The following is a 20446-nucleotide window of genomic DNA, read 5'->3' on the forward strand; positions in this document are numbered from 1 at the left end:
CTTTTTAGTTTGCTTAAGTACAAAAGTTGCAGAAGCTCACCAACTTGCTTTGCAGTATCTGTAATGTTTGTGACAGCGAAGTGAACAATAAATGACAGTTTGGTGAAGTGTGAGGGAGGGATCTTTAAATTAATTTTTTCTTTTTTATTGTGTATTTATAAAAAAAATGGAGCCGAAGCTCCATTTCTTGAATTGATTTAAATCAAAGTGCGGCTTTAATTTTTTCAGCCAATACCTTAATTTTTTCTTGATCACCCATGTGCAAAGCATGTTTGCCCAACTCATGAACCGAACTTGGAATGAGGTGGAAATGCACATGCGGCACAGTCTGGCCCGCAGATGCCCCAGATAGCTGCATGAGTACAATGCCTTTGACATCAAGTGCTGTTTTCATCGCTTGTGCAATTTTTTGCACAATCTGAATGGTGTAGGCAGCAGCTTCAGGCGGCAGATCCAGCAATGTTATCGCAGGGGTTTTAGGGATCACCAGGGTGTGACCTTCAGCTTGCGGCATGATGTCCATAAAAGCGAGGACTTGATCGTCTTCATACACTTTAATTGCAGGAATTTCGTTGCGGATAATCCGTGCAAAAATATTTTGATCATCGTAAAGCATGCTTAATCCTTGAAGGTGATTTGAACTGTAATTATTTACAGTTCAATTCTTTCTGACGATCTTTGATCGCGTCAAGTCGTTGTTGCTCTTTTTCTGAAAATTTTGGTTTAGTTGTATAGCAATTATCATTGCCAAACTTCGCCTTGGCATCAGGGTCTTTAAAGCAAAAACCTTTAGATGCGTAAATAACATCATGGTCGTTCTTCAATTTTTGACATTCTTGCTCTGCAGTCGCTGCAAAAGCATTTGCCCCAATAAAAGTTGCAACACTAGCAAATACTGCAACACTCAACTTAGTCATGAGAGTTTCCTCTGTAAGAACATTGTGTATAACATATAATCACAATATTAGGTTTCGTTATCATTATTCAATGGCGAGTTATTACTCAAGTGTAATTTTACTCCATGATTCATACATTTTCACAGCGCTAGAAAAGTCACTGTCTTTTTCTGATAAATCACTGGAAGCCTGAATTAAACTTTGAGTCAGGGCAATGACTGGCGCAGAGAGTTTAGCTTCACGAACCAAGTCTAAAGCAATACCGGTATCCTTGGCCAATAATGGCAGGGCAAAGGTCAGCGGGAAACTACGGTTTAAGATACGCTGCGGTAAAACAGTTTCCGTAACGCCACTTTTGCCACTGGATGCATTAATACAATCCAGGGCTTCGTTCAGGTTTACACCATGCGCTTTAAGGGCAGTAAAGCCTTCAGCAACTGAACAAAGATTTACAGCCAATAACATATTGTTAACCGCTTTAACCGCAAATCCTGCACCCGGGCCACCGACATGCTTAATCAGTTTGCCAACGGCTTGAATGGCAGGCAGTGCTTTTTCGAAAGCACTGACTTCACCGCCAATCATCACGGTTAAAGTCGCATTTTCAGCACCAATGGTTTGACCGCTAACCGGTGCATCAAGAAAATCTACATGTTGTAATTTGAGTTGCTGTGCCAGATTTTTTGCAGATTCAGGAACACCACTGGTGCAATCGACCCATACAGCGCCAGACTTAATTTGAACCGATGCAATGAGATCTTCCACTTCTTTGCTGGTCGGCAGGCAAGAGAAAATAATGTCTGCTTGAACCGCCTGTTTTAATTCAACTGCCTGAGTGCCATATTCAGCAGCATGTTGCTTGGCTTTTTCGAAATTACGGTTCCATACATAGACCGTGTCGAAATGTTTAGGTAAATGTGCTGCCATACGGTAACCCATAGCACCTAAGCCGATGAATGCAACTGACTGAATCATGATGTTTCCTTTATATTCTGCTTGATCTGTGTTTTAGCCAGGTGGTCATAAATGGCCAGAACTCATTGGCACTGGCTCGGCTCGACATCAGCCCCAAATGACCACCCGGGATAAGAGTAAACGTGACATCCTGGCTATTTGTCAATTCAATTAAAGGCTTAACAGCATCTTCAGAAACGATCTGATCGCTACGACCCGCACCCACCAATAAAGAGCACTCAATATTCTTTAATTCGATATTCTTATCTTGTAATTGGATAACGCCGTTTTTTAGCGGATTTTGTAGCCAGACATTAAAAATCATGTCCTGATTGATTCCCCCGGGATAATCAATCATGCGGTTAAGGAAATGCCCCATAGTGGCGTGTTCATATAAAATTTCCGGATTATCCAGATTGAGCAGAAGCTGCTTTTGGCTTTGAATCCATCCCAGCGGGTCTATAATTTTAAACCCGAATGCATTCAGTAACCCGGGAGTGTGAATCAGTGATTTAGGTAAAGTTTCAGAATAGATTTTGTTTTGCAGCGCTTTATTTTTGGCAATCAGCTGATTGGCCTTTTGAAAAAGCTTACCGGTACGACCCGAGGCATGACTGTCTACCGGACTGCCCAATACAATTAAATTTTTAATTTGGTTCGGTTTATGCAATGCACAATACAACATGACAAATACACCGGACATGCTCCAGCCATGCAGTGAAATTTCATCGCTGCTTGAATGCTGACGAATCTGTTCAATGCAGTGTGGAATTGCATCATCAATAAATGACATGAAGTTGAGGAAACGATCTTTATAGTTATATTGACCCCATTCAACTAAATAGACATCAAAACCACTATTTTGAAAATGTTTTATCAATGAGCGATAAGGATATAAGTCATAAATCGCCATGTTGATGGCAAGGGGTGCAATAAAGACCAAGGGCTCTTTATATTGTCGGTCCGGTGAGGCGTAATAACGCACACGGGTTTGTTTGTATTCGGCAATGACTTCATAGGGCGTGGTTTGCGATAGAACCAGCGATTTTGAATTGAACAAACTGGTCGACAGGTTTTTGAGTTTACTTTTCTGTTTGGCAATTTTATTTTTAACTTGAATCATTGCTGCAGGTACTAACATATGAGTGGATTGATCGAAGTGTAAGCGATATTTATGCATTATACCTTGACCTTAAATGCCATAGGCGCTCAAAATGTTGGCAATTATTAGCAAACAGTAGTTCAGGACTGGGTAGGGAAAATGAGCCAACAAGACGACATTGAATACCAATTAGATACTTTAGCCATTCGTACAGGTCATACACGCAGTTTTGAAGGTGAGCATGGCGAGCCAATTTTTCTGACCTCTTCATTTGTTTATGAAAATGCAGCAGAGGCAGCCGCTAAATTTTCGGGTCAAGAGCCGGGAAATATTTATTCGCGTTTTACCAATCCGACTGTAGCCATGTTCGAAAAGCGTTTAGCTGCCCTAGAAGGTGCTGAACGTGCTGTGGCAACCAGTTCTGGTATGGCAGCCATTATGGCTGTGGCAATGTCATATTTGAAATTGGGCGATCATGTCATCTGTTCACGTGCCGTGTTTGGTTCGACTGTATCCTTGTTTGAAAAATACGTGGCTAAATTTGGCGTAACTGTCGATTTTGTTGACTTGACAGATTTGCAGGCATGGAAAAATGCCATCAAGCCTGAAACTAAACTATTGTTTGTAGAATCTCCATCCAATCCGCTTGCTGAAGTTGCCGATGTTCAAGCCTTGGCAGATCTTGCTCATGCCAATAGCGCATTACTGGCGATTGATAACAGCTTCTGTACCCCGGTGTTACAACAACCGATTAAATTTGGTGCTGACCTGGTGGTTTACTCAGCGACTAAATACTTAGATGGTCAAGGCCGTGCTTTAGGCGGCGCCGTGGTCGGTAATCACAAACTGCTTGAAGACGTGTTTGGTTATGTACGTACCACTGGTCCATCAATGAGCCCATTTAATGCATGGGTATTTTTAAAGGGTTTAGAGACTTTACGTTTACGTATGCGTGAACATTCAGCAAGCGCACAGAAACTGGCTGAATTCTTGAACAACCACGAAAAAGTTGAAAAAGTGTATTACGCCGGTTTAACTTCACATGTGGGCTATGAACTTGCGGCAAAACAGCAAACTGGTTTTGGCGGTATTGTTTCGTTTGAAGTGAAAGGTGGTCGTGAAGGAGCTTGGAAAGTCATCGACAATACCCAATTTATTTCTATTACCGGTAATTTAGGTGATGCGAAATCGACAATTACTCACCCAGCGACCACAACTCACGGTAAACTCTCACCGGAAGCCAAAGAAGCTGCAGGTATTCGTGAAGGTTTAATTCGTGTATCTGTTGGCTTAGAAGATATTGATGATATTATTCGCGACATTCGTCGTGGTTTAGATTTAATCTAATTTATAAACATTAATTTAGAAATTGATTGTTCGGAGAATTTTATGAACATTAATATGTTGATGCAGCAAGCGCAGCGCATGCAGAAAGATGTTGAAAACAACATGAAAAAAGCCAAAGAAGAGCTTGCTCAAACTGAAGTTCATGCTGAAGCAGGCGGCGGTTTGGTGAAAGTCACCATGACTTGCCGTAACGTGGTAAAACGTATCGAAATCAGTCCTGAACTTCTTCAAGACGATGCCGATATGATTGAAGACTTAATTGCTGCTGCAATGAATGATGCGGCGCGTCAGGCAGAAGCGATTTCTGAAGAACGCATGAAAGCGGCTAACTCTGGTATGGGCTTGCCACCAGGCCTTGCCGGTTTATTCTAAGGAATACGTTTAGTGTTTAGTGATCGATTTGATCAACTGGTACAAGCTTTACGTATTTTGCCAAGTGTTGGGCCGAAATCGGCTCAGCGCATGGCATTGCACCTGATCATGAAAAATAGAGAAGGTGCAGTCGGCTTGGCACATGCCTTAAATGAAGCAACCACCTATATCCATGAATGTAGCGTTTGTCATTCACTGACTGAAAATGAAGTGTGTGATATTTGCCTTTCACATGAACGTGATGATCAGCTGCTATGCGTAGTTGAATCACCTGCAGATGTGATGGCGATTGAACAAAGTGGCAGTTTTCGGGGTAAGTATCATGTCTTGGGTGGGCATTTATCGCCACTTGACGGGATTGGGCCGGAAGAGATTGGTATTCCGTATCTGATTCAGCGCTTGAGTCAGGGCAATGTTTCTGAAGTGATATTAGCGACCAATGCCACTGTAGAAGGTCAGGCAACTGCACATTACCTGGTTGAAGCCACCAAGCATTTACCGCTGCAAATGACCCGTATTGCTCAAGGTGTTCCTCAAGGGGGAGAACTTGAATATGTGGATAGTCATACTTTGAGTCAGGCCGTTCATAACCGGATGCGTATGAAATAAGTGCAATGGTACTTATTTCATCACTTTTGATGAGCTTGAATGTTGAGTTTTCCTCGTCTCAATTTAGCTTAAACTTATATAAAAAACATATAAAAGCGCTTTACATTTTGAATTAAATACTAAAAATAGAGTGAATAAGACCACTAGATGTAAAATTTGTTATATCTAAATGCTATATATCGGTTAATATACTTTGAAAGAGAATCTGATTTTAGACTCGGTAATATGTTTCAGTTCATTCAGCACCAAAAAGACTTAGAAAATATTTTGCATTTGATGGGTCAGACATCCATTTACGGATTAGACACAGAATTCATCAAAGTGGATACCCTTTGGCCTAAATTAGGTGTATTTCAAATTAATGTTGCAGGTCAGGTCTTTTTGCTTGATGGGACAAGTCTGGATTTGTCTGCATTTTGGAAAAAACTGTTTCATGCTCAACAAAATATATTCCATGCCTGTAGTGAAGATATCGATCTGATCTATCACTATGCACAGCAAAAAAGCTTAAGCAATGTTTTTGATACTCAGGTGGGCTTGTCTTTTCTGGGACATGGACTGCAAGTTAGCTATCAAAATGCATTAAAACAGATGCTTGATGTCGATATAGATAAAGATCAGACGCGATCTGACTGGTTGGCACGTCCGCTTAGCCCGGAACAGCTGAGCTATGCAGCCAATGATGTGCTGTATTTGATGAATTTATCCAATAAAATTCAGCATGAATTAAACGATAAGAATTTACTTGAGTTTACGCTTGAAGATTGCCGTCATCTGACCCATGAGATTGGTCAGGAAACCCCGTTGGAATTGCTCTACCATGATGTGGGGAATTACCGGCATTCGCGCCGTCAACTGATGCAGTTACAGCAACTGGCGGTGTGGCGTGAGCAGATGGTTAAGGCATTGAATTATCCGCGTAGCTTTATTCTGAAAAATTCCAGTATGATTGATTTGGTGGAAAAAAATCCGCGTAATCATTTCCAGTTATCCAGTATTAAAGATATCCGTCAAAATATCGTGCGTGATCACGGCAAGACCATTTTAGATCTATTAAAATTCTTGCCCGAGCAGGCAGAATGGCCACTGCGTATGGCACGGCCAATTCGTCATTCATCCAAAGATATTGGTGAAAAGGTCGATAAAGTCATTCAGGCGGTCGTAGACGAAACCACAGTGCCGAAAGAAGTGTTGATGCGTAAAAAATGGCTGAATGCACTGTATCAACATGTAGTCTTTCATAATGATGAGCAGGATTTGCCAGCTTATCTTTTGGGTTGGCGCTATGAGCTGTTAACCAAGCCACTGATTGATGTTCTGCATGCTGACGAGCAATATCTGTCTACCCAAATGAAGGTGATGGAATAATTTTTAAACAGATTGATTAAAGAATTATCGTTTATACAAAATCAAGACTGATGCGTTAATAATCACTAATGTATCCGTCTTTTTTTTGCTGTATGCTTAAGCCAAGTTTTATGAGTACTGTTTCAACTATGCATTGTTCAATTTTCAAATCTAGCAAAAAAGATGAAATGTATCTTTACATTGCCCGTCCTGAGCCAACTGAAAACGAAGCAGAAGCAGCAAGTCCGCTTGAAATTTTACCAGAACCGATGCGTGTTGCATTTGGGCGTGCGACTTTTGTGATGGATTTAGAACTGTCTGAAAACCGTAAATTGGCACGTGTAAATGTGCTGCATGTGATTGACTCAATTCAAACCAAAGGCTTCTTTATTCAAGTGCCGCCAGAAGGTTTAATCAATCCGAATGAACCTGCGCCAGAAGGGCTTCGCGGTGCTTAAAGTCGATTCAGGAGTTGCACGATGAATAGTTTTCTTTCACTACTAGATTCAATTCCTGAAGACAGCATCGCTGTCACGGTTTATGTATTGGGAAGCATAATTATTCTTTGGGCGTGGTATGCGATTGCAAAACGCTTGCCTCAACCTTTGGGCGGAATCACGTGGATCATTGGATTTGCGATTTTACTGACGCCTACAGTGTCTGAAGGAAATAATGCTTCCATCGCCCCGGCAATTTTTGGGCTGTTATTTGGCGTTTTAACCAAAGAAACTGCTTTGGTCTGGTCAAATGCTTCCCTTATTTTATTTGTTGTAGGACTTGGTCTGGTGGTTGGCTATTTATGGTCAAGATACACCGCCCACAAAGCAAAGTTTGTAGTACGCAAAAATAGTTCACCGCTTTAAATAGAACAATAAGGTTAAATCATGTCTGTGGATACTCAACAATTTTCTGGTACAGATCAGTACATTGCGACTGACAGTTTAAAACTTGCCGTAAAAGCTGCGCGCGCATTGCAAAAACCGCTTTTGGTTAAAGGTGAGCCGGGTACAGGTAAAACTTTACTTGCAGAACAGGTCGCTGAAAGTTTGGGGCTTGAGCTGATTACCTGGCATATCAAGTCAACCACCAAGGCACAGCAAGGTTTGTACGAATATGATGCTGTATCACGCTTGCGTGATAGCCAATTGGGCGATGATCGTGTTTATGATATTAAAAACTACATCAAACCTGGAAAACTGTGGGAAGCATTCACCCGTGAACAACGTTGTGTATTGTTGATTGATGAAATTGACAAGGCAGACATCGAGTTTCCAAACGACTTGTTGCATGAACTCGACAAAATGTCGTTCTTTGTTTATGAAACCGGGGAAACCATCACGGCGACGCAACGTCCGATTGTGATCATTACTTCAAATAATGAAAAAGAATTGCCGGATGCATTCTTGCGCCGTTGTTTTTTCCATTATATTGAATTTCCTGATGAAGCGACCATGCGCGAGATTATTGATGTGCATTTCCCGCAGGTGTCTACAGCATTGGTGAATGAAGCTTTGCAAGTTTTCTTTAAACTTCGCCAGATTCCGGGTTTGAAAAAACCACCTTCAACCTCTGAACTGATTGACTGGTTAAGTTTGCTGATGGCCGATGACATGCCGGAAGATATTTTGCGTAACCATGATAAATCCAAAGCCATTCCACCACTGTATGGCGCGCTGATTAAAAACGAGCAAGATGTACAGTTGCTTGAACGTTTAGCCTTTATGTCACGTCGCTAAGGGGGAAACACGCATGTTTGTGCGATTGTTTTATACCTTACGTAAATACGGCATACCGGTATCAACACGGGAACTGATTGACCTCAATGAAGCAGTTGCGTCTGGTCTGGTTTTTGCCGATCAGGACGAGTTTTATCAACTGGCAAAAACCGTGATGGTCAAAGATGAGCGCTTCTTTGACAAGTTTGACCGTGCCATGAAAGATTACTTTGATGGCATCTCGACTTTTGATCTGGATGAATTGCTCAATCAGGTGCATAAACTGCCGAAAGACTGGTTTGACCTTGAACTGATCGAAAAGCATCTGACGCCTGAACAGCGCGAACAGCTTAAAAAAGCCGGTTCTCTTGAAGAGCTGATGAAGATGCTGGAAGAGCGTCTTCGTGAGCAGCACAAGAAGCATCAGGGCGGCAACAAGATGATCGGTACCGGTGGCACATCGCCATTCGGTGCTTATGGAGATCATCCTGAAGGCGTGCGCATTGGTGGCCCGGGACGTAAACGTTCTGCCGTCAAAGTCTGGGAACAGCGTAAATATCAAAACCTCGATGATGAACAGATTTTAGGTACACGCCAAATGCAAATGGCACTCCGTCGTTTGCGTAAATTTGCCCGTCAAGGTGCCGCTGAAGAACTGGATATCAATAGCACCATTCGTGAAACGGCGAAGCAGGGTATTTTAGATGTACAGCTGGTGCCTGAACGTCGTAACCGTATTAAAGTGCTGATGTTGTTTGATGTTGGTGGATCGATGGATTCACACATCGCGCAATGTGAAAAACTGTTTAGTGCAGCCAAAACAGAATTTAAAACTTTAGAGTATTTTTATTTTCATAATTGTCTGTACGATTATGTGTGGAAAGACAATATCCGTCGTTCCAACACGCGAATGAACACTTGGGATTTATTCAATACTTATGGTCGCGACTATCGGGTAATTGTTGTTGGCGATGCCAGTATGGCACCCTATGAGCTAAGCTCTGTGGGTGGTTCGGTTGAATATATGAATGATGAAGCGGGTAATGTCTGGTTGCAGCGTTTACGTCAGCATTTTGAAAAAACCGCCTGGCTGAATCCTGAAGAAGACCGTTATTGGCATTACACCCATACCATTGGTCAAATTAAGCAGATTTTTGAAGATCATATGTATCCAATGACCTTGAAAGGTGTGGAAGATATGACAAAGTATTTATCTCGCTAAGCATAATAAAACTCAACGCACTGGTTTTAAATGAAGGAATTGGAAAATGACTCATCAAATTAATGGTATCCCATTACCCAATGAAGAAGGTTTCTTTGGACAATATGGGGGTCAATTTATTCCACCTCATTTAAAAGAGGCGATGGATGAAATTAATGTGGCGTATGAGCAAATTCGCCATACTGCAGAATTTCAAAATGAACTGACAGATTTGTTTGCCAATTATGTCGGTCGTCCAAGTCCGCTGTTTCATGCCAAACGTTTGTCCGATCAATTGGGTGGTGCGCAAATTTACCTGAAACGTGAAGATTTAAACCACACTGGCGCACACAAAATTAACCACTGCCTAGGCGAAGCTTTACTTGCCAAATATATGGGTAAAACTAAAGTGATCGCAGAAACCGGTGCAGGGCAGCATGGCGTTGCTTTGGCGACCGCCTGTGCCTTAGTCGGTATTCCGTGTGAAATTCACATGGGCCAGGTGGATATTGAAAAAGAACATCCAAATGTCGTGAAAATGAAAATTTTGGGTGCAACCCTGATTTCTGTCACACGTGGTACGGCAACATTAAAAGATGCAGTCGATAGCGCGTTTGAGGAATACCTAAAAGATCCGAAAAACTTTATCTATGCCATTGGTTCAGTCGTCGGTCCACATCCTTTCCCGAAAATGGTACGTGATTTCCAGTCCATTATTGGCGATGAAATTAAAGTTCAAACCCATGACCGTTTCGGCTCGAACCCAGATTACATCGTGGCTTGTGTCGGTGGTGGTTCAAATGCAATGGGTGCTTTCACCGCATTTTTAAATGAATCCGATGTGAAACTTGTGGGTGTGGAACCTGCAGGACATGGTCTGGATACCAATATGCATTCTGCAACCTTGACTTTGGGTAAACCGAGTCAGCTGCATGGCATGGCGTGTTATGTGCTTGAAGATGAGCAGGGTGAACCTTTACCCGTACATTCAATTGCTTCTGGCCTGGATTATCCGGGTGTAGGTCCACAGCACAGCTTCCTGAAAGACTTGGGTCGTGTGGAATACTCAACGGCAACAGATCAGGAATGTTTGGATGCCTTTATGACATTGTCACGTGTAGAAGGAATTGTACCTGCGCTGGAAAGTTCACATGCCGTAGCATGGGCGATACGTGAAGCACCCAAAATGGCGAATGACGTGAAAATTGTGGTGAACTTATCCGGTCGTGGTGATAAAGACTCCGATTATGTTGCGGAAAAATTAGGCCTGAACTAACTCATATTTCCTTCCTTTTTAAGCGGAAGCTTAGGATGAGGTAATTTTACCTCTCCCAAGCCCTCTCCTAAAAGGAGAGGGCTTAACTCCTAATATAGGCCACAAAAAAAACCTCTCGTTTCGAGAGGTTTTTTATTGGATTTAAGCGTTTAACTGGCAATATATTGTTGTAGCTGATCAATCAATTTACGCTGGTCATCCATGACGGCTTTGACTAAGTCTCCAATTGAGATCAAGCCGATGAGTCTGTCATTTTCAACAACAGGAAGATGACGTAAATGGCGATCTGTCATCAGATCCAAGCAAGTTTCAACACTGGTCGATTTGGTCACGGTTAATACTTTTGCAGTCATAATTTCCTGCACTGCAGTTTCTTTAGAGGTACGTTCCATTAACATCACTTTGCGCGTGTAATCACGCTCAGAAAGAATACCGACTACTTTATCCTGGTCAGTGACCACAACTGCGCCAATGCCTTTATTTGCCATAAGTGAAATCGCTTCAAGTACAGTTGCTTCTGGACTGATGGTAAAGGTGGTTTGTTCAATTTTGTCCTGAAGAACTTGTGCTACATTGGTCATTTATTATCATCCTTTGTTGTTTTGTTCTTTGACATTAAACTTAGCGCGAAATCAGAAAAATGCAAACACTTTTCAATTCAGAAACTTAATTTTACATTTCTCTGTTTTTCGCTTTGGTTATTTGCACAACTGTTAAGCAGGCTGTAAAGATTCAGAGAAGAAAAAATGACGCATTTGTTGAGTGGTCAATTTAAATTTTCGACTTGAAGAATTACATAAAGCAGGGGTGACTTTTAAACGCGTCAATGTCGGCAATAAAGATTCCTGAAAATCCTGAGGCGTGATTTTACGAGGAGTATAGTCTGGCCAATGTAGCTCGGCATATTTATGCGCTTGAACACTGTTAAGCCAAAATGGAAAAATGAAGTCTTCATGGTCAGACATCATGGCCCAGCCTTGTTGGTGATATAAACCCCAGAGTACACCGCAGTACATCATTGACTTTAAAAGCGTGATTTTAAAGAACAAGTCTTTAGGAATAGGGTGTAAAGATTTAATTCGATTCATACCAAAAGCATCTAGTGACTTCAGCAGCTATTGTAGGAAATTTAGATGAAAGTTATGTGTAAGCTTTGACAAACAATGTAAGAAAATATGTATTTAAAAACTATAGGCATTAAAAAACGCCACCTGGGTGACGTTTTATTATGCTTGCATGGTGGCTAAATTCTGCCAATACTGCGCTTTTAGCGAGTCTCGTTCCACGCGGAAACCTTGATAATAAAGTTCTGCCAAGAATAATGCTGCTTTACCATGCCCAGCACGAGCGACTTCTTCCAATTTTTGAACCGCATCTGCAAAATTCATTTGAAATTGAATCGTATTTACTGCATCTGCATATACATGTTCTAAATCTTGAGGAGAGAGTTGTTGAATCATATTAAACTCCTTATTGTAATTATGATTGCTAAGGTCAGACTTCTATATTCGTCTTAATACTAATTTAACTTGGTATTGTTAAAGTAATATTACAACGAAGATAAATTGTCAAACAATATATGTGGGTTTTTTGGGTTAATTCAAGTTTACATGATTAAACAATGCACAAAATGATTTTTTATTAAGATGGATGTACGGAAACTCTTAAGTATAAGGAGAATAACATGACAAAAACATTAGATGGTTTGAATTTTGATTTGCCTCCAACCGCAGCTCAAATTGTTGAGCTCGCTCATCAACACCGCAAAAATTTAGACGAAGCAGTTTTTCATCAGGAAATTCATCTGGGTAATTTTTGTCTGGCTCAGCGCAAGAGAGTTTATGATTTTACCCGTCAGCTGGATATCCAACAACGGGAACAATTTTATGATGTTTATAATGGCGAGTTAATGCGTGTCGCGGATGATGATGAACTGCATCCAGCTGATTCAGAAAGAGGTGTCGGGGTTTTTGCAATTGCGGTGGTCTTGGCCATTATTGCAATGGTGCTTTACTTTGCCGTAATCAGAAACGTAATGGGATAAGTAATTGATGATTGCTCAATTTCTGCCACAAGTGCTTTGAAATTGAGCAAATCTGCTTGTACTTATTTTTAACGCGCCATACACTACCTTGAGTTCGAGGTAGGTTATGCATATTGCTATACAAAAAATTGTTCAATTAAAATCTGAAATAAAGCTTGAAAATGTTTATAACGTGCTCATTGTTGCGATTATCGCCATTATATTAATCCTTGCCCTTATTGCCTTGCATCGACCAATTTCAGTTACCCAATTTGAAAATATTGTAAAACTTTCATCTCAGGCCAATTATCCTGATACTCAAGAAATGGCTTTGCAGCTGATGCAGCAGCCACAGGTTCCTTACGGTCAATACTTTAAATTGATGCAGGCGCATCAGTTGGAAATGACACAGGCACATCAATTACCTCCTTTGCAGGCGGAGCAATAATCGTTTTAGGGATTTGCTCGATTGAAGGTGCTGGAAGCTTAGCTGTATCTGGAAGCAGATTTTGATCTGGAAGCAGATTTTGATTGAGAGCTGTTTTCAAGGCCTGTTTATCTAATTTGTCATTGACCACGATGATGGTTAAGCGCTCAGGATGCAGATGTTTCCGGATTGCATTTTGGATATCTTGTGCGGTAATTTTTTCTAATAACTTGGGATATTCATTCAAATAATCTGCAGTTTGGTTGTAAAAACCTATTGAGCCTAACTGGGCATTAATATTGGCATTGCTACTATAATTATTTGGAAATGCCCGTAACATTCCCGCTTTAGTTTCTTCCAGCTGTTTGTGATCAATCGGTTGCTGAACAAAATTGACTAAAGCCTGATGAGCAACTTGTATGCTGTCGAGCAGTTGGTCTTGTCGGGTTGAGTAACTAAAACTAAAAGTACCCGGCACCTGGCTAAATGAAAAAGAGCTATACGCCCCATAAGTGTAGCCGCGTTTAACCCGTAGCTCTTTCATCAATACAGAATTAAAGCCACTTCCACCCAACATCTGATTGGCAACTTCCAAAGCTAAACGATCTGGATCAAATCGTGTGGTGCCCAAATGCCCCATCATTACATGCGCTTGGCTAGAGTTAAAGGCTATGTGGCGGATATCAAAAGCCGATTTGTCGAGTGGCTGAGCCAAGGGTTTAGCTTTTTCGCCCTGTTTTAAATTGCCAGCAATGCGTTCAGAAAGTTGTAGTGCTTCTTTGGCGCTGAGTTGACCGGTAATGGCGATATTCAGATTTTGTGCCACCAGAAATTGGTCACTAAACTGTTTCAGTTGTACTGGGGTAATTTTACTGATGCTGCGTTGTGTTCCGCTAATCGGTTCTGCATAGGGATGTTTTCCATATAGCGCTCGATAAAACTGAACACTCATCATCCGGCTCGGACTTTCCTTAATTTGCTTCTGACCCACTTGGGTATTGCTTAAGACCAGATTAATACTGGATTTTTTAAAGGTCGAATGATTTAAAACTTCCATCATCATGGCTAAAGCCGGCTCAAGTTTTTTAGGGTCAGAGAGCACCCTTAGTTTTACAACAAACATATCCCGATAAGCTTGAGCACTAAATTTAGCCCCCACGCGTTCAAAAGCACTAGCAATATCATTAGCAGTATATTGTTCTGTGCCTTCGTCAATCAGCTTTGCGGCCATATTGGCAATACCATACAAACCTGGAGCAACCTCTTCATCTCGCGCGGCACCCGCATTAAAGGTGAGTTGAATATCGATCATAGGCAGATCTTTTGACTCTACAAACAGGCTGCGGACTTTATAGCGATTCTTCAGTTCATGAACGTAAGGGGCATTAAATTGAAGTTGCTGGTGATTGATTTTCAGACTTTGTAATAGGGGAATCGAGCTTAAATGAGCCGGATTGGCATCGCTCATGCTAGTTAAATCTACTTCGGCAACTACAGATTGGGCAGCAATAATAGAACCGAGTAAAACAAGAGGGCGTAGCTTCGACATGTATAATTCCATTATTGTGCTTTGTTTTCGGGAGAAAGATATAAGGTGCTGAGATTGTCGCGGCTAAAATAAATATTCGCTACGCGCTGAATATCTTGGGGAGTGACTGTTTCAAAATGCTTTGGCAGTTCATCCATCAAGCGAAAACTTAGACCATTGATCTCCAGATTGCCGATCATTTTGGTTTGACCTGCAATATCGTCCTGGCTATAGACTAAATTGGATACGAATTTAGCCGTCACGCGTTCAACTTCTTCGGGTTTAATCAGTTCGGTTTTTAATAAATCAATTTCATTTTGAATGGCTTTTTCAGCTTCTTGCAAACTCACGCCATCAACAGGCAATGCAGAAATACTGAGCAAGCTGTCTCCACGACTATAGGGATCGTAAGAAACGCTAATCGCCGTTAAAACTTTCTTGTCACGGACCAGTCGGTCTTGTAGCCGGGAGGAAATTCCGCTGTCTAATAAATTTTTAATAATCGTCAGCGCATAAGCATCCTGTGGATTTTTGGCCGTTACCAGTGAGCGGACATTCCAGGCCATAAATAAATTCGGCACTTGTACCGGTAGGTTGAGTTCCATATGGCGGTAACCGACACGATCAAACTCTAGAACATCATTTCTGGCCGGTATTTTTCTGGCAGGAATATCACCAAAATACTTTTGTACTTGCAGCAAGGCATTCTCAGAATCCACATCGCCGACAATAATCAAGATGGCATTATTCGGGATATACCAGTCGCGATACCATTTTTTGACATCTTCAAGCTGAATGTTTTGAAGATTCTTCATGTGGCCAATCACCGGTTGTCGATAATGGCTGGTGGGATAAGCAATCCATTTGAATCGTTCGAATGCAAGTGATCTTGGATTGTCATCTGTGCGTAAGCGCCGTTCTTCCATCACCACTTTCATTTCCGGATCAAAATCTTGCTGACGTAACAGCAGATTACTCATGCGATCCGCTTCAAGTTCCAACGCCATCGGTAAATAGGTTTTCGGATAAAGCTGATAATAATTGGTGTGGTTGGTAAAGGTTGAGGCATTTATGCGGCCGCCATAAATACGGCTTAAGCGGGTAAATTCGTCATTGGGAACTTTACTGGTTCCTTTGAACATCATATGTTCCAGAACATGGGAAATGCCCAGTAAATTCCCTGATTCATCACTACTTCCGACACCATACCAAATTTGCGTCATTACCATAGGTGAGCGATGGTCTTCGCGAATAATTACTTTTAAGCCATTTTTAAGTGTGGTTTCAAAGGTGGTGCGTGCTAACTCACTGCGTGTCTCGGCATGAACCCATCCACTTTGCATGCAGAGCAAGGCAAAGCCCAGGGGTAAAATATATTTTTTTAAAAAAGGCAGCTTTGGAAAAAGTGAGACATAAATTTTGAGCACAATATTTACCAAAGTGATTCATTGTATTTATGATTATTTTTAAGAAATTCCTGTTTGAAAGCAAGGCGGAGTTGTTCGTTTTTGGTGTGTTGTATGTCTACTGGGGATTGCAAAGGAAATCTATGCTAGAATCCTTGTTTTTCAACGCAATGCTTTTCAAGGATTCGGCATGCAACAGCAATCTAATGGGCAAAATAAATTTTTGATTGATGCTGATATCGGGGATGACGATGTCACTTTACCGAATTTACCTGTGGTAAATGTACCTATTGTTGAAACTCCAAAACAAGAACAAGCAATTGTTTCTGCGCCTGTAGCCACAGAAACTGAGCAAGATGATGCATCTAAGGGTGGCTTTTTTAGCCGCATGAAAGTTGGCTTAACTAAAACCCGTAAAAACCTTGCTGATGGCATGGTGAATATTCTGATCGGTGGTAAAGAAATCGATGACGAATTACTAGAGGAAGTTGAAGAGCAATTACTGGTTGCGGACATTGGTGTTGATGCGACCAAAACCATTATTGCCAATTTAACCGAGCGTACCACACGTGGCGATTTGATCTATTCACATTCGCTGTATAAGGCTTTGCAAGAAGAGCTGGTGGCGATCCTTGCTCCACGTGTCAAGCCTTTGCACATTGACCCAAATAAAGCACCATTTGTTATTTTGGTGGTGGGCGTCAATGGTGTAGGCAAAACCACAACCATTGGTAAGCTGGCAAAACGCTTACAAGGTGAAGGCAAGAAAGTGATGTTGGCCGCGGGCGATACATTCCGTGCTGCAGCAACAGAACAGCTTCAAATTTGGGGTGATCGTAATAATATTGCAGTGGTTGCACAAGGTCATGGCGCGGATAGTGCGTCAGTGATTTTTGATGCCTTTGAAAGTGCGCGTGCTAAAGGTGTTGATGTTTTGATTGCGGATACCGCAGGACGTTTACATAATAAAAGTCACTTGATGCAAGAGCTGACCAAAGTTAAACGCGTGATGCAAAAAATTGATGCAACTGCACCGCATGAAATCATGTTGGTGGTGGATGCAGGTACAGGTCAAAATGCAATTAATCAAGTTGAAATGTTTGATGAAGCTGTTGGCCTAACTGGACTGACCATTACTAAGCTTGATGGTACGGCTAAGGGCGGTGTGCTGTTTAATATTGCCAGTCGTACCCATGTACCAATTCGTTTTATTGGTGTGGGTGAAAAAATTGACGATTTACGTCCGTTTTCAGCAAAATCTTTTGTTGCAGCACTATTTGAAACAGAAAAGTAAAAGTCGAAACAGAAAAGCAAAATGCTTGATGTTTCACACAAACTCCGCCAAGTGCGGAGTTTGTTGTTTTTAAGCTAATTGACTGATTTAAAAAACAACATCTAAAAATAACTTATGCAAAGAAGTCCCCAAGAAACGATTAGAATCAAAAGCTATTACAAGCTTTGGCATTGGTATTGGGGAGTACTGCTGTGGCATTGTTAGAAAAAATTGGTCATGTCCTGACGGCAGATATCACCAAAGATTTTAAGCTTAAAAAACGCGTTGCTGAAGAAATACACCAACTCACTTTTGTTGATCATTTGAAAAAACGCCGTAGCATCTATGTGCTTGGGAAGAAAGTTCATTATAGTCAAGCCTATTTGGCAGAACTCATTCAGGCAGCGGTACGAAGTTGCCCATCTGCCTTGAATTCTCAAAGTTCACGCGTTGTAGTGTTATTTGGTGAGTCTCATGAAAGATTTTGGGACATCGTCAAAGAAGTACAACGAAAATTAGTTGCGGGGCATGTTTTTGCAGGTACAGAGATGAAGATAGAGCAATGTGCCGCAGGTTTTGGTACGGTTCTTTTTTATGAGGATCAGCAAACCATTCAGCGACTACAAAAGAAAATTCCTTTTAATGCGGATGATTTCCCAGTCTGGTCAGAACAGACTTCAGGCATGGCGCAATATGCAGTATGGACTACTTTAGCTGATTCGGGTGTTGGTGCTTGCCTGCAACACTATAACCCGAGTATAGATTCAGCAGTTGCCGACTATTTTAAAATAGACGCATCGTGGTTGCTTCGAGCGCAACTGGTTTTTGGTTCAATTGAGCAAGACGCTGAGCTTAAATATGATCCACAAGATGGAGAGCGATTTAGAATATTGGTCTAATCGATGTTATGAGCAAATAAAGCACTTGTTATAGGTGCTTTTTCTGTTTTTAAATCAGCATAAAATTCAAAAAGCATTTCATCTAATTGTTCTATAAATAAAACATAATGTCACTTTTTTAGTCATGTACCCCGCATAGAATTAACCTAAGATGAATCCATCCTAATAATGTTTAACAAAAATCAAAAGAGGGTGATGCAATGTCATTTTTAGATCACATGAAACAACGCCGTACGATTTATGCCATTGGTAAAAATGTTCCATTAGCACAAGATAAAATCGAAGAAATTATTAAAGATGCAGTGCGTCATAGCCCATCCGCTTTTAATTCACAGACATCGCGAGTGGTTACGCTATATGGTGATTCGCATAGCAAATTTTGGGATATCGTGCGTGAAACATTGCGTAAAATGGTACCAGAAGATACCTTTGAAAAAACAAATGCAAAAATTAATAGTTTTGCAGCCGGTTATGGCACCGTTTTATTTTTTGAAGATCAAGATGTCGTAAAATCATTGCAACAACAATTTGCTTCATATGCCGACCATTTCCCCGTATGGTCAGAACATTCAAGCGCTATTGCGCAGTTTGCCGTATGGACAGCATTGGCAGAGCAACATATCGGGGCCTCATTACAGCATTATCATCCTGTAATTGATGATGAAGTTGCAGAGACTTTCGATATTCCTGAAAACTGGAAATTACGTGCTCAATTGGTGTTTGGCTCAATAGAAGCACTTGCCGGAGAAAAAACATTTATGGATGATAAAGCGCGGTTTAAGAAATTTGACTAAATTTTTCTTCATTTAAAGTTATAGAGAGCGTTATTTAACGCTCTTTTTTATGGCTCAAAAAGACTTCAATATTTATATCTAGGAAGTTGCAAAGCTTATCTCAACAAAGTCTTGAAAATGCTGGTGTATTGAAAATGGCTTTGTCATAAAATCGTCATTGATACATTGCATAGTGCAATTCAATTTTAACAATGAAAAAGAGAAAGCAGAATGGCTTTAAGATTAACCTTTGCTGCAGCTGCATTAATGATCAGTGGGGCTGCATTTTCGGCAGTCACGATTACGGCACCTGAAGAAATTAAAATTCTTGCAGTAAATGATCAGGAAGTTAATACAGGATTATTCCGCTCGGCGAATAATCAATATAAAGTCGATGCAGGGGAAAGTCTGATAAGTGTGCGTTACACCCAATATTTCGAACATCTGAATGGTGAACACGATATTGTGAAGTCTGGTGTAGTGACGCTAAAAACCCCATTGTTAAAAGAGGGTGAAAATTACCGATTAGATTTAGTTAATGCACCAGCAAGTTTTGAAGCTGCAAAAAAATATGCGGAACAACCTATTATTGCTTTGGTTGATAAAAACAAACAATTACTGGTTCAACAAACATGTGCAAACACAGAACAAAAACCCTGGTTAGGACAAGGTATTTTTGCAAAAGCCACAGACTTAACCCAAAAGAAATCTGCACCTGTTAATCAACCTGCTGCTATATATGCACAAACAACAAGTCTAAATTCGGGCACAATTGTTAATTCTAATCATTCCACGGATCAGCAACTGATTCAGCTTTGGAAAAGTGCGAATACAGCTGAACGTCAAAAATTTATGGCTTGGTTGGCTGAACAAGCGAACTAATACATGAATTCATTCATTTAACGAAAAAATCCGCTTGAGCGGGTTTTTCTTTTTATGGCTGTAGTTGTGATGTGGGAATGAGTGTTTTTTAGCTAAGAAATAGTAGAAAAAAGACTTTAAAAGTGAGAAAAATAGCATTTTGGTTTAAAAAATAAACAGTCGGTTCTGTTTTAAGGTTATTTTGATAAATAGGGGTTGCGCGCCTTGAGAAACTGTATAGAATACGCAGCATCCCGACGCGATACAGCAAACGAACTTAGCTGATTTGGTTAAGTTGTTTAGTTTATTGCGTTGAAACTTGTCTCTGACGAAGAGCAAGAAGATCATTAAGAGATTATGAAGAACAACTTGTGTGGATTTTTACTGGTTGATCGATCGAAATTATTTTCATTGATTGATGGTAAGAATTACTCGAA

The 20446-nt window shown here is 40.9% G+C and carries 24 protein-coding genes; 15 read left to right on the plus strand and 9 right to left on the minus strand.

Annotation, left to right across the window (positions count from 1 at the left end):
* Window positions 1–202: 202 nt before the first annotated feature.
* From ACU0NF_RS07970 to ACU0NF_RS07985, 4 genes are all read right to left on the minus strand, one after another.
* Window positions 203–616, minus strand: a complete 414-nt coding sequence (locus ACU0NF_RS07970; protein ID WP_445660733.1) for an HIT family protein — start codon at window positions 614–616, stop codon at window positions 203–205.
* A gap of 31 nt (window positions 617–647) precedes the next feature.
* A complete protein-coding gene (locus ACU0NF_RS07975; protein WP_131266402.1) occupies window positions 648–917 on the minus strand; it encodes a YARHG domain-containing protein in 270 nt (89 codons plus the stop codon).
* Window positions 918–998: 81 nt separating this feature from the next.
* Window positions 999–1871 (minus strand): NAD(P)-dependent oxidoreductase, encoded by an 873-nt coding sequence (locus ACU0NF_RS07980; protein ID WP_445660734.1) that lies wholly within the window; start codon window positions 1869–1871, stop codon window positions 999–1001.
* A 10-nt stretch (window positions 1872–1881) separates the two neighbouring features.
* Entirely contained in the window at window positions 1882–2973 is a 1092-nt protein-coding gene (locus tag ACU0NF_RS07985) for an alpha/beta fold hydrolase (RefSeq protein ID WP_445660751.1), read from the minus strand.
* Window positions 2974–3111: 138 nt separating this feature from the next.
* Between ACU0NF_RS07985 and ACU0NF_RS07990 the strand changes: the two genes are divergently transcribed.
* The 9 genes from ACU0NF_RS07990 (at window position 3112) to trpB (ending at window position 10819) form a co-directional block, all read left to right on the plus strand.
* Window positions 3112–4299 carry an O-succinylhomoserine sulfhydrylase gene (locus ACU0NF_RS07990; RefSeq protein WP_445660735.1) on the plus strand — a complete coding sequence of 396 codons (1188 nt, stop codon included), beginning with the start codon at window positions 3112–3114 and terminating at the stop codon, window positions 4297–4299.
* A 42-nt stretch (window positions 4300–4341) separates the two neighbouring features.
* A complete protein-coding gene (locus ACU0NF_RS07995) occupies window positions 4342–4671 on the plus strand; it encodes a YbaB/EbfC family nucleoid-associated protein (RefSeq protein WP_131384380.1) in 330 nt (109 codons plus the stop codon).
* A 12-nt stretch (window positions 4672–4683) separates the two neighbouring features.
* Window positions 4684–5280, plus strand: a complete 597-nt coding sequence (recR, locus tag ACU0NF_RS08000; RefSeq protein WP_131266398.1) for a recombination mediator RecR — start codon at window positions 4684–4686, stop codon at window positions 5278–5280.
* A 225-nt stretch (window positions 5281–5505) separates the two neighbouring features.
* The gene (locus ACU0NF_RS08005; protein WP_445660736.1) at window positions 5506–6648 is read left to right on the plus strand and encodes a ribonuclease D; all 1143 of its coding nucleotides are present in this window, start codon (window positions 5506–5508) and stop codon (window positions 6646–6648) included.
* A 128-nt stretch (window positions 6649–6776) separates the two neighbouring features.
* Window positions 6777–7085: a YcgL domain-containing protein gene (locus ACU0NF_RS08010; protein WP_171537938.1), complete on the plus strand. Its 309-nt coding sequence runs from the start codon at window positions 6777–6779 to the stop codon at window positions 7083–7085.
* Between the two features lie 21 nt (window positions 7086–7106).
* Complete coding sequence (locus tag ACU0NF_RS08015) at window positions 7107–7490, plus strand: hypothetical protein (protein WP_445660737.1); 384 nt, start codon at window positions 7107–7109, stop codon at window positions 7488–7490.
* Between the two features lie 21 nt (window positions 7491–7511).
* The gene (locus tag ACU0NF_RS08020) at window positions 7512–8363 is read left to right on the plus strand and encodes an AAA family ATPase (RefSeq protein WP_445660738.1); all 852 of its coding nucleotides are present in this window, start codon (window positions 7512–7514) and stop codon (window positions 8361–8363) included.
* 13 nt (window positions 8364–8376) lie between these two features.
* A complete protein-coding gene (locus ACU0NF_RS08025; RefSeq protein WP_445660739.1) occupies window positions 8377–9564 on the plus strand; it encodes a vWA domain-containing protein in 1188 nt (395 codons plus the stop codon).
* Window positions 9565–9610: 46 nt separating this feature from the next.
* A complete protein-coding gene (gene trpB, locus ACU0NF_RS08030) occupies window positions 9611–10819 on the plus strand; it encodes a tryptophan synthase subunit beta (RefSeq protein ID WP_445660740.1) in 1209 nt (402 codons plus the stop codon).
* Window positions 10820–10968: 149 nt separating this feature from the next.
* On the opposite strand, the gene ACU0NF_RS08035 is transcribed toward trpB, so the two are convergent.
* The 3 genes from ACU0NF_RS08035 to ACU0NF_RS08045 form a co-directional block, all read right to left on the minus strand.
* Window positions 10969–11400 carry a CBS domain-containing protein gene (locus ACU0NF_RS08035; RefSeq protein WP_171536985.1) on the minus strand — a complete coding sequence of 144 codons (432 nt, stop codon included), beginning with the start codon at window positions 11398–11400 and terminating at the stop codon, window positions 10969–10971.
* A gap of 132 nt (window positions 11401–11532) precedes the next feature.
* Complete coding sequence (locus tag ACU0NF_RS08040) at window positions 11533–11907, minus strand: DUF2750 domain-containing protein (RefSeq protein ID WP_131266391.1); 375 nt, start codon at window positions 11905–11907, stop codon at window positions 11533–11535.
* A gap of 138 nt (window positions 11908–12045) precedes the next feature.
* Window positions 12046–12279 (minus strand): hypothetical protein, encoded by a 234-nt coding sequence (locus ACU0NF_RS08045; RefSeq protein ID WP_171536984.1) that lies wholly within the window; start codon window positions 12277–12279, stop codon window positions 12046–12048.
* A gap of 224 nt (window positions 12280–12503) precedes the next feature.
* On the opposite strand from ACU0NF_RS08045, the gene ACU0NF_RS08050 reads away from it, so the two are divergent.
* A complete protein-coding gene (locus tag ACU0NF_RS08050; RefSeq protein WP_445660741.1) occupies window positions 12504–12863 on the plus strand; it encodes a hypothetical protein in 360 nt (119 codons plus the stop codon).
* Window positions 12864–12969: 106 nt separating this feature from the next.
* Entirely contained in the window at window positions 12970–13290 is a 321-nt protein-coding gene (locus tag ACU0NF_RS08055; RefSeq protein ID WP_445660742.1) for a hypothetical protein, read from the plus strand.
* Here the strand turns inward: ACU0NF_RS08055 and ACU0NF_RS08060 are convergent.
* Window positions 13217–14818: a M16 family metallopeptidase gene (locus ACU0NF_RS08060; RefSeq protein WP_445660743.1), complete on the minus strand. Its 1602-nt coding sequence runs from the start codon at window positions 14816–14818 to the stop codon at window positions 13217–13219. The genes ACU0NF_RS08055 and ACU0NF_RS08060 overlap by 74 nt on opposite strands.
* 11 nt (window positions 14819–14829) lie before the next feature.
* A complete protein-coding gene (locus ACU0NF_RS08065) occupies window positions 14830–16140 on the minus strand; it encodes a M16 family metallopeptidase (RefSeq protein WP_445660744.1) in 1311 nt (436 codons plus the stop codon).
* 253 nt (window positions 16141–16393) lie between these two features.
* On the opposite strand from ACU0NF_RS08065, the gene ftsY reads away from it, so the two are divergent.
* From ftsY to ACU0NF_RS08085, 4 genes are all read left to right on the plus strand, one after another.
* Window positions 16394–17497, plus strand: a complete 1104-nt coding sequence (gene ftsY, locus ACU0NF_RS08070; RefSeq protein ID WP_445660745.1) for a signal recognition particle-docking protein FtsY — start codon at window positions 16394–16396, stop codon at window positions 17495–17497.
* Between the two features lie 191 nt (window positions 17498–17688).
* A complete protein-coding gene (locus ACU0NF_RS08075) occupies window positions 17689–18375 on the plus strand; it encodes a nitroreductase family protein (RefSeq protein WP_445660746.1) in 687 nt (228 codons plus the stop codon).
* 200 nt (window positions 18376–18575) lie between these two features.
* Window positions 18576–19169, plus strand: a complete 594-nt coding sequence (locus ACU0NF_RS08080; protein WP_445660747.1) for a nitroreductase family protein — start codon at window positions 18576–18578, stop codon at window positions 19167–19169.
* 210 nt (window positions 19170–19379) lie between these two features.
* Window positions 19380–20030 carry a DUF2057 family protein gene (locus tag ACU0NF_RS08085; protein ID WP_445660748.1) on the plus strand — a complete coding sequence of 217 codons (651 nt, stop codon included), beginning with the start codon at window positions 19380–19382 and terminating at the stop codon, window positions 20028–20030.
* The last annotated feature ends 416 nt before the right edge of the window (window positions 20031–20446 follow it).

The sequence above is a fragment of the Acinetobacter sp. F16 genome (assembly GCF_052712855.1).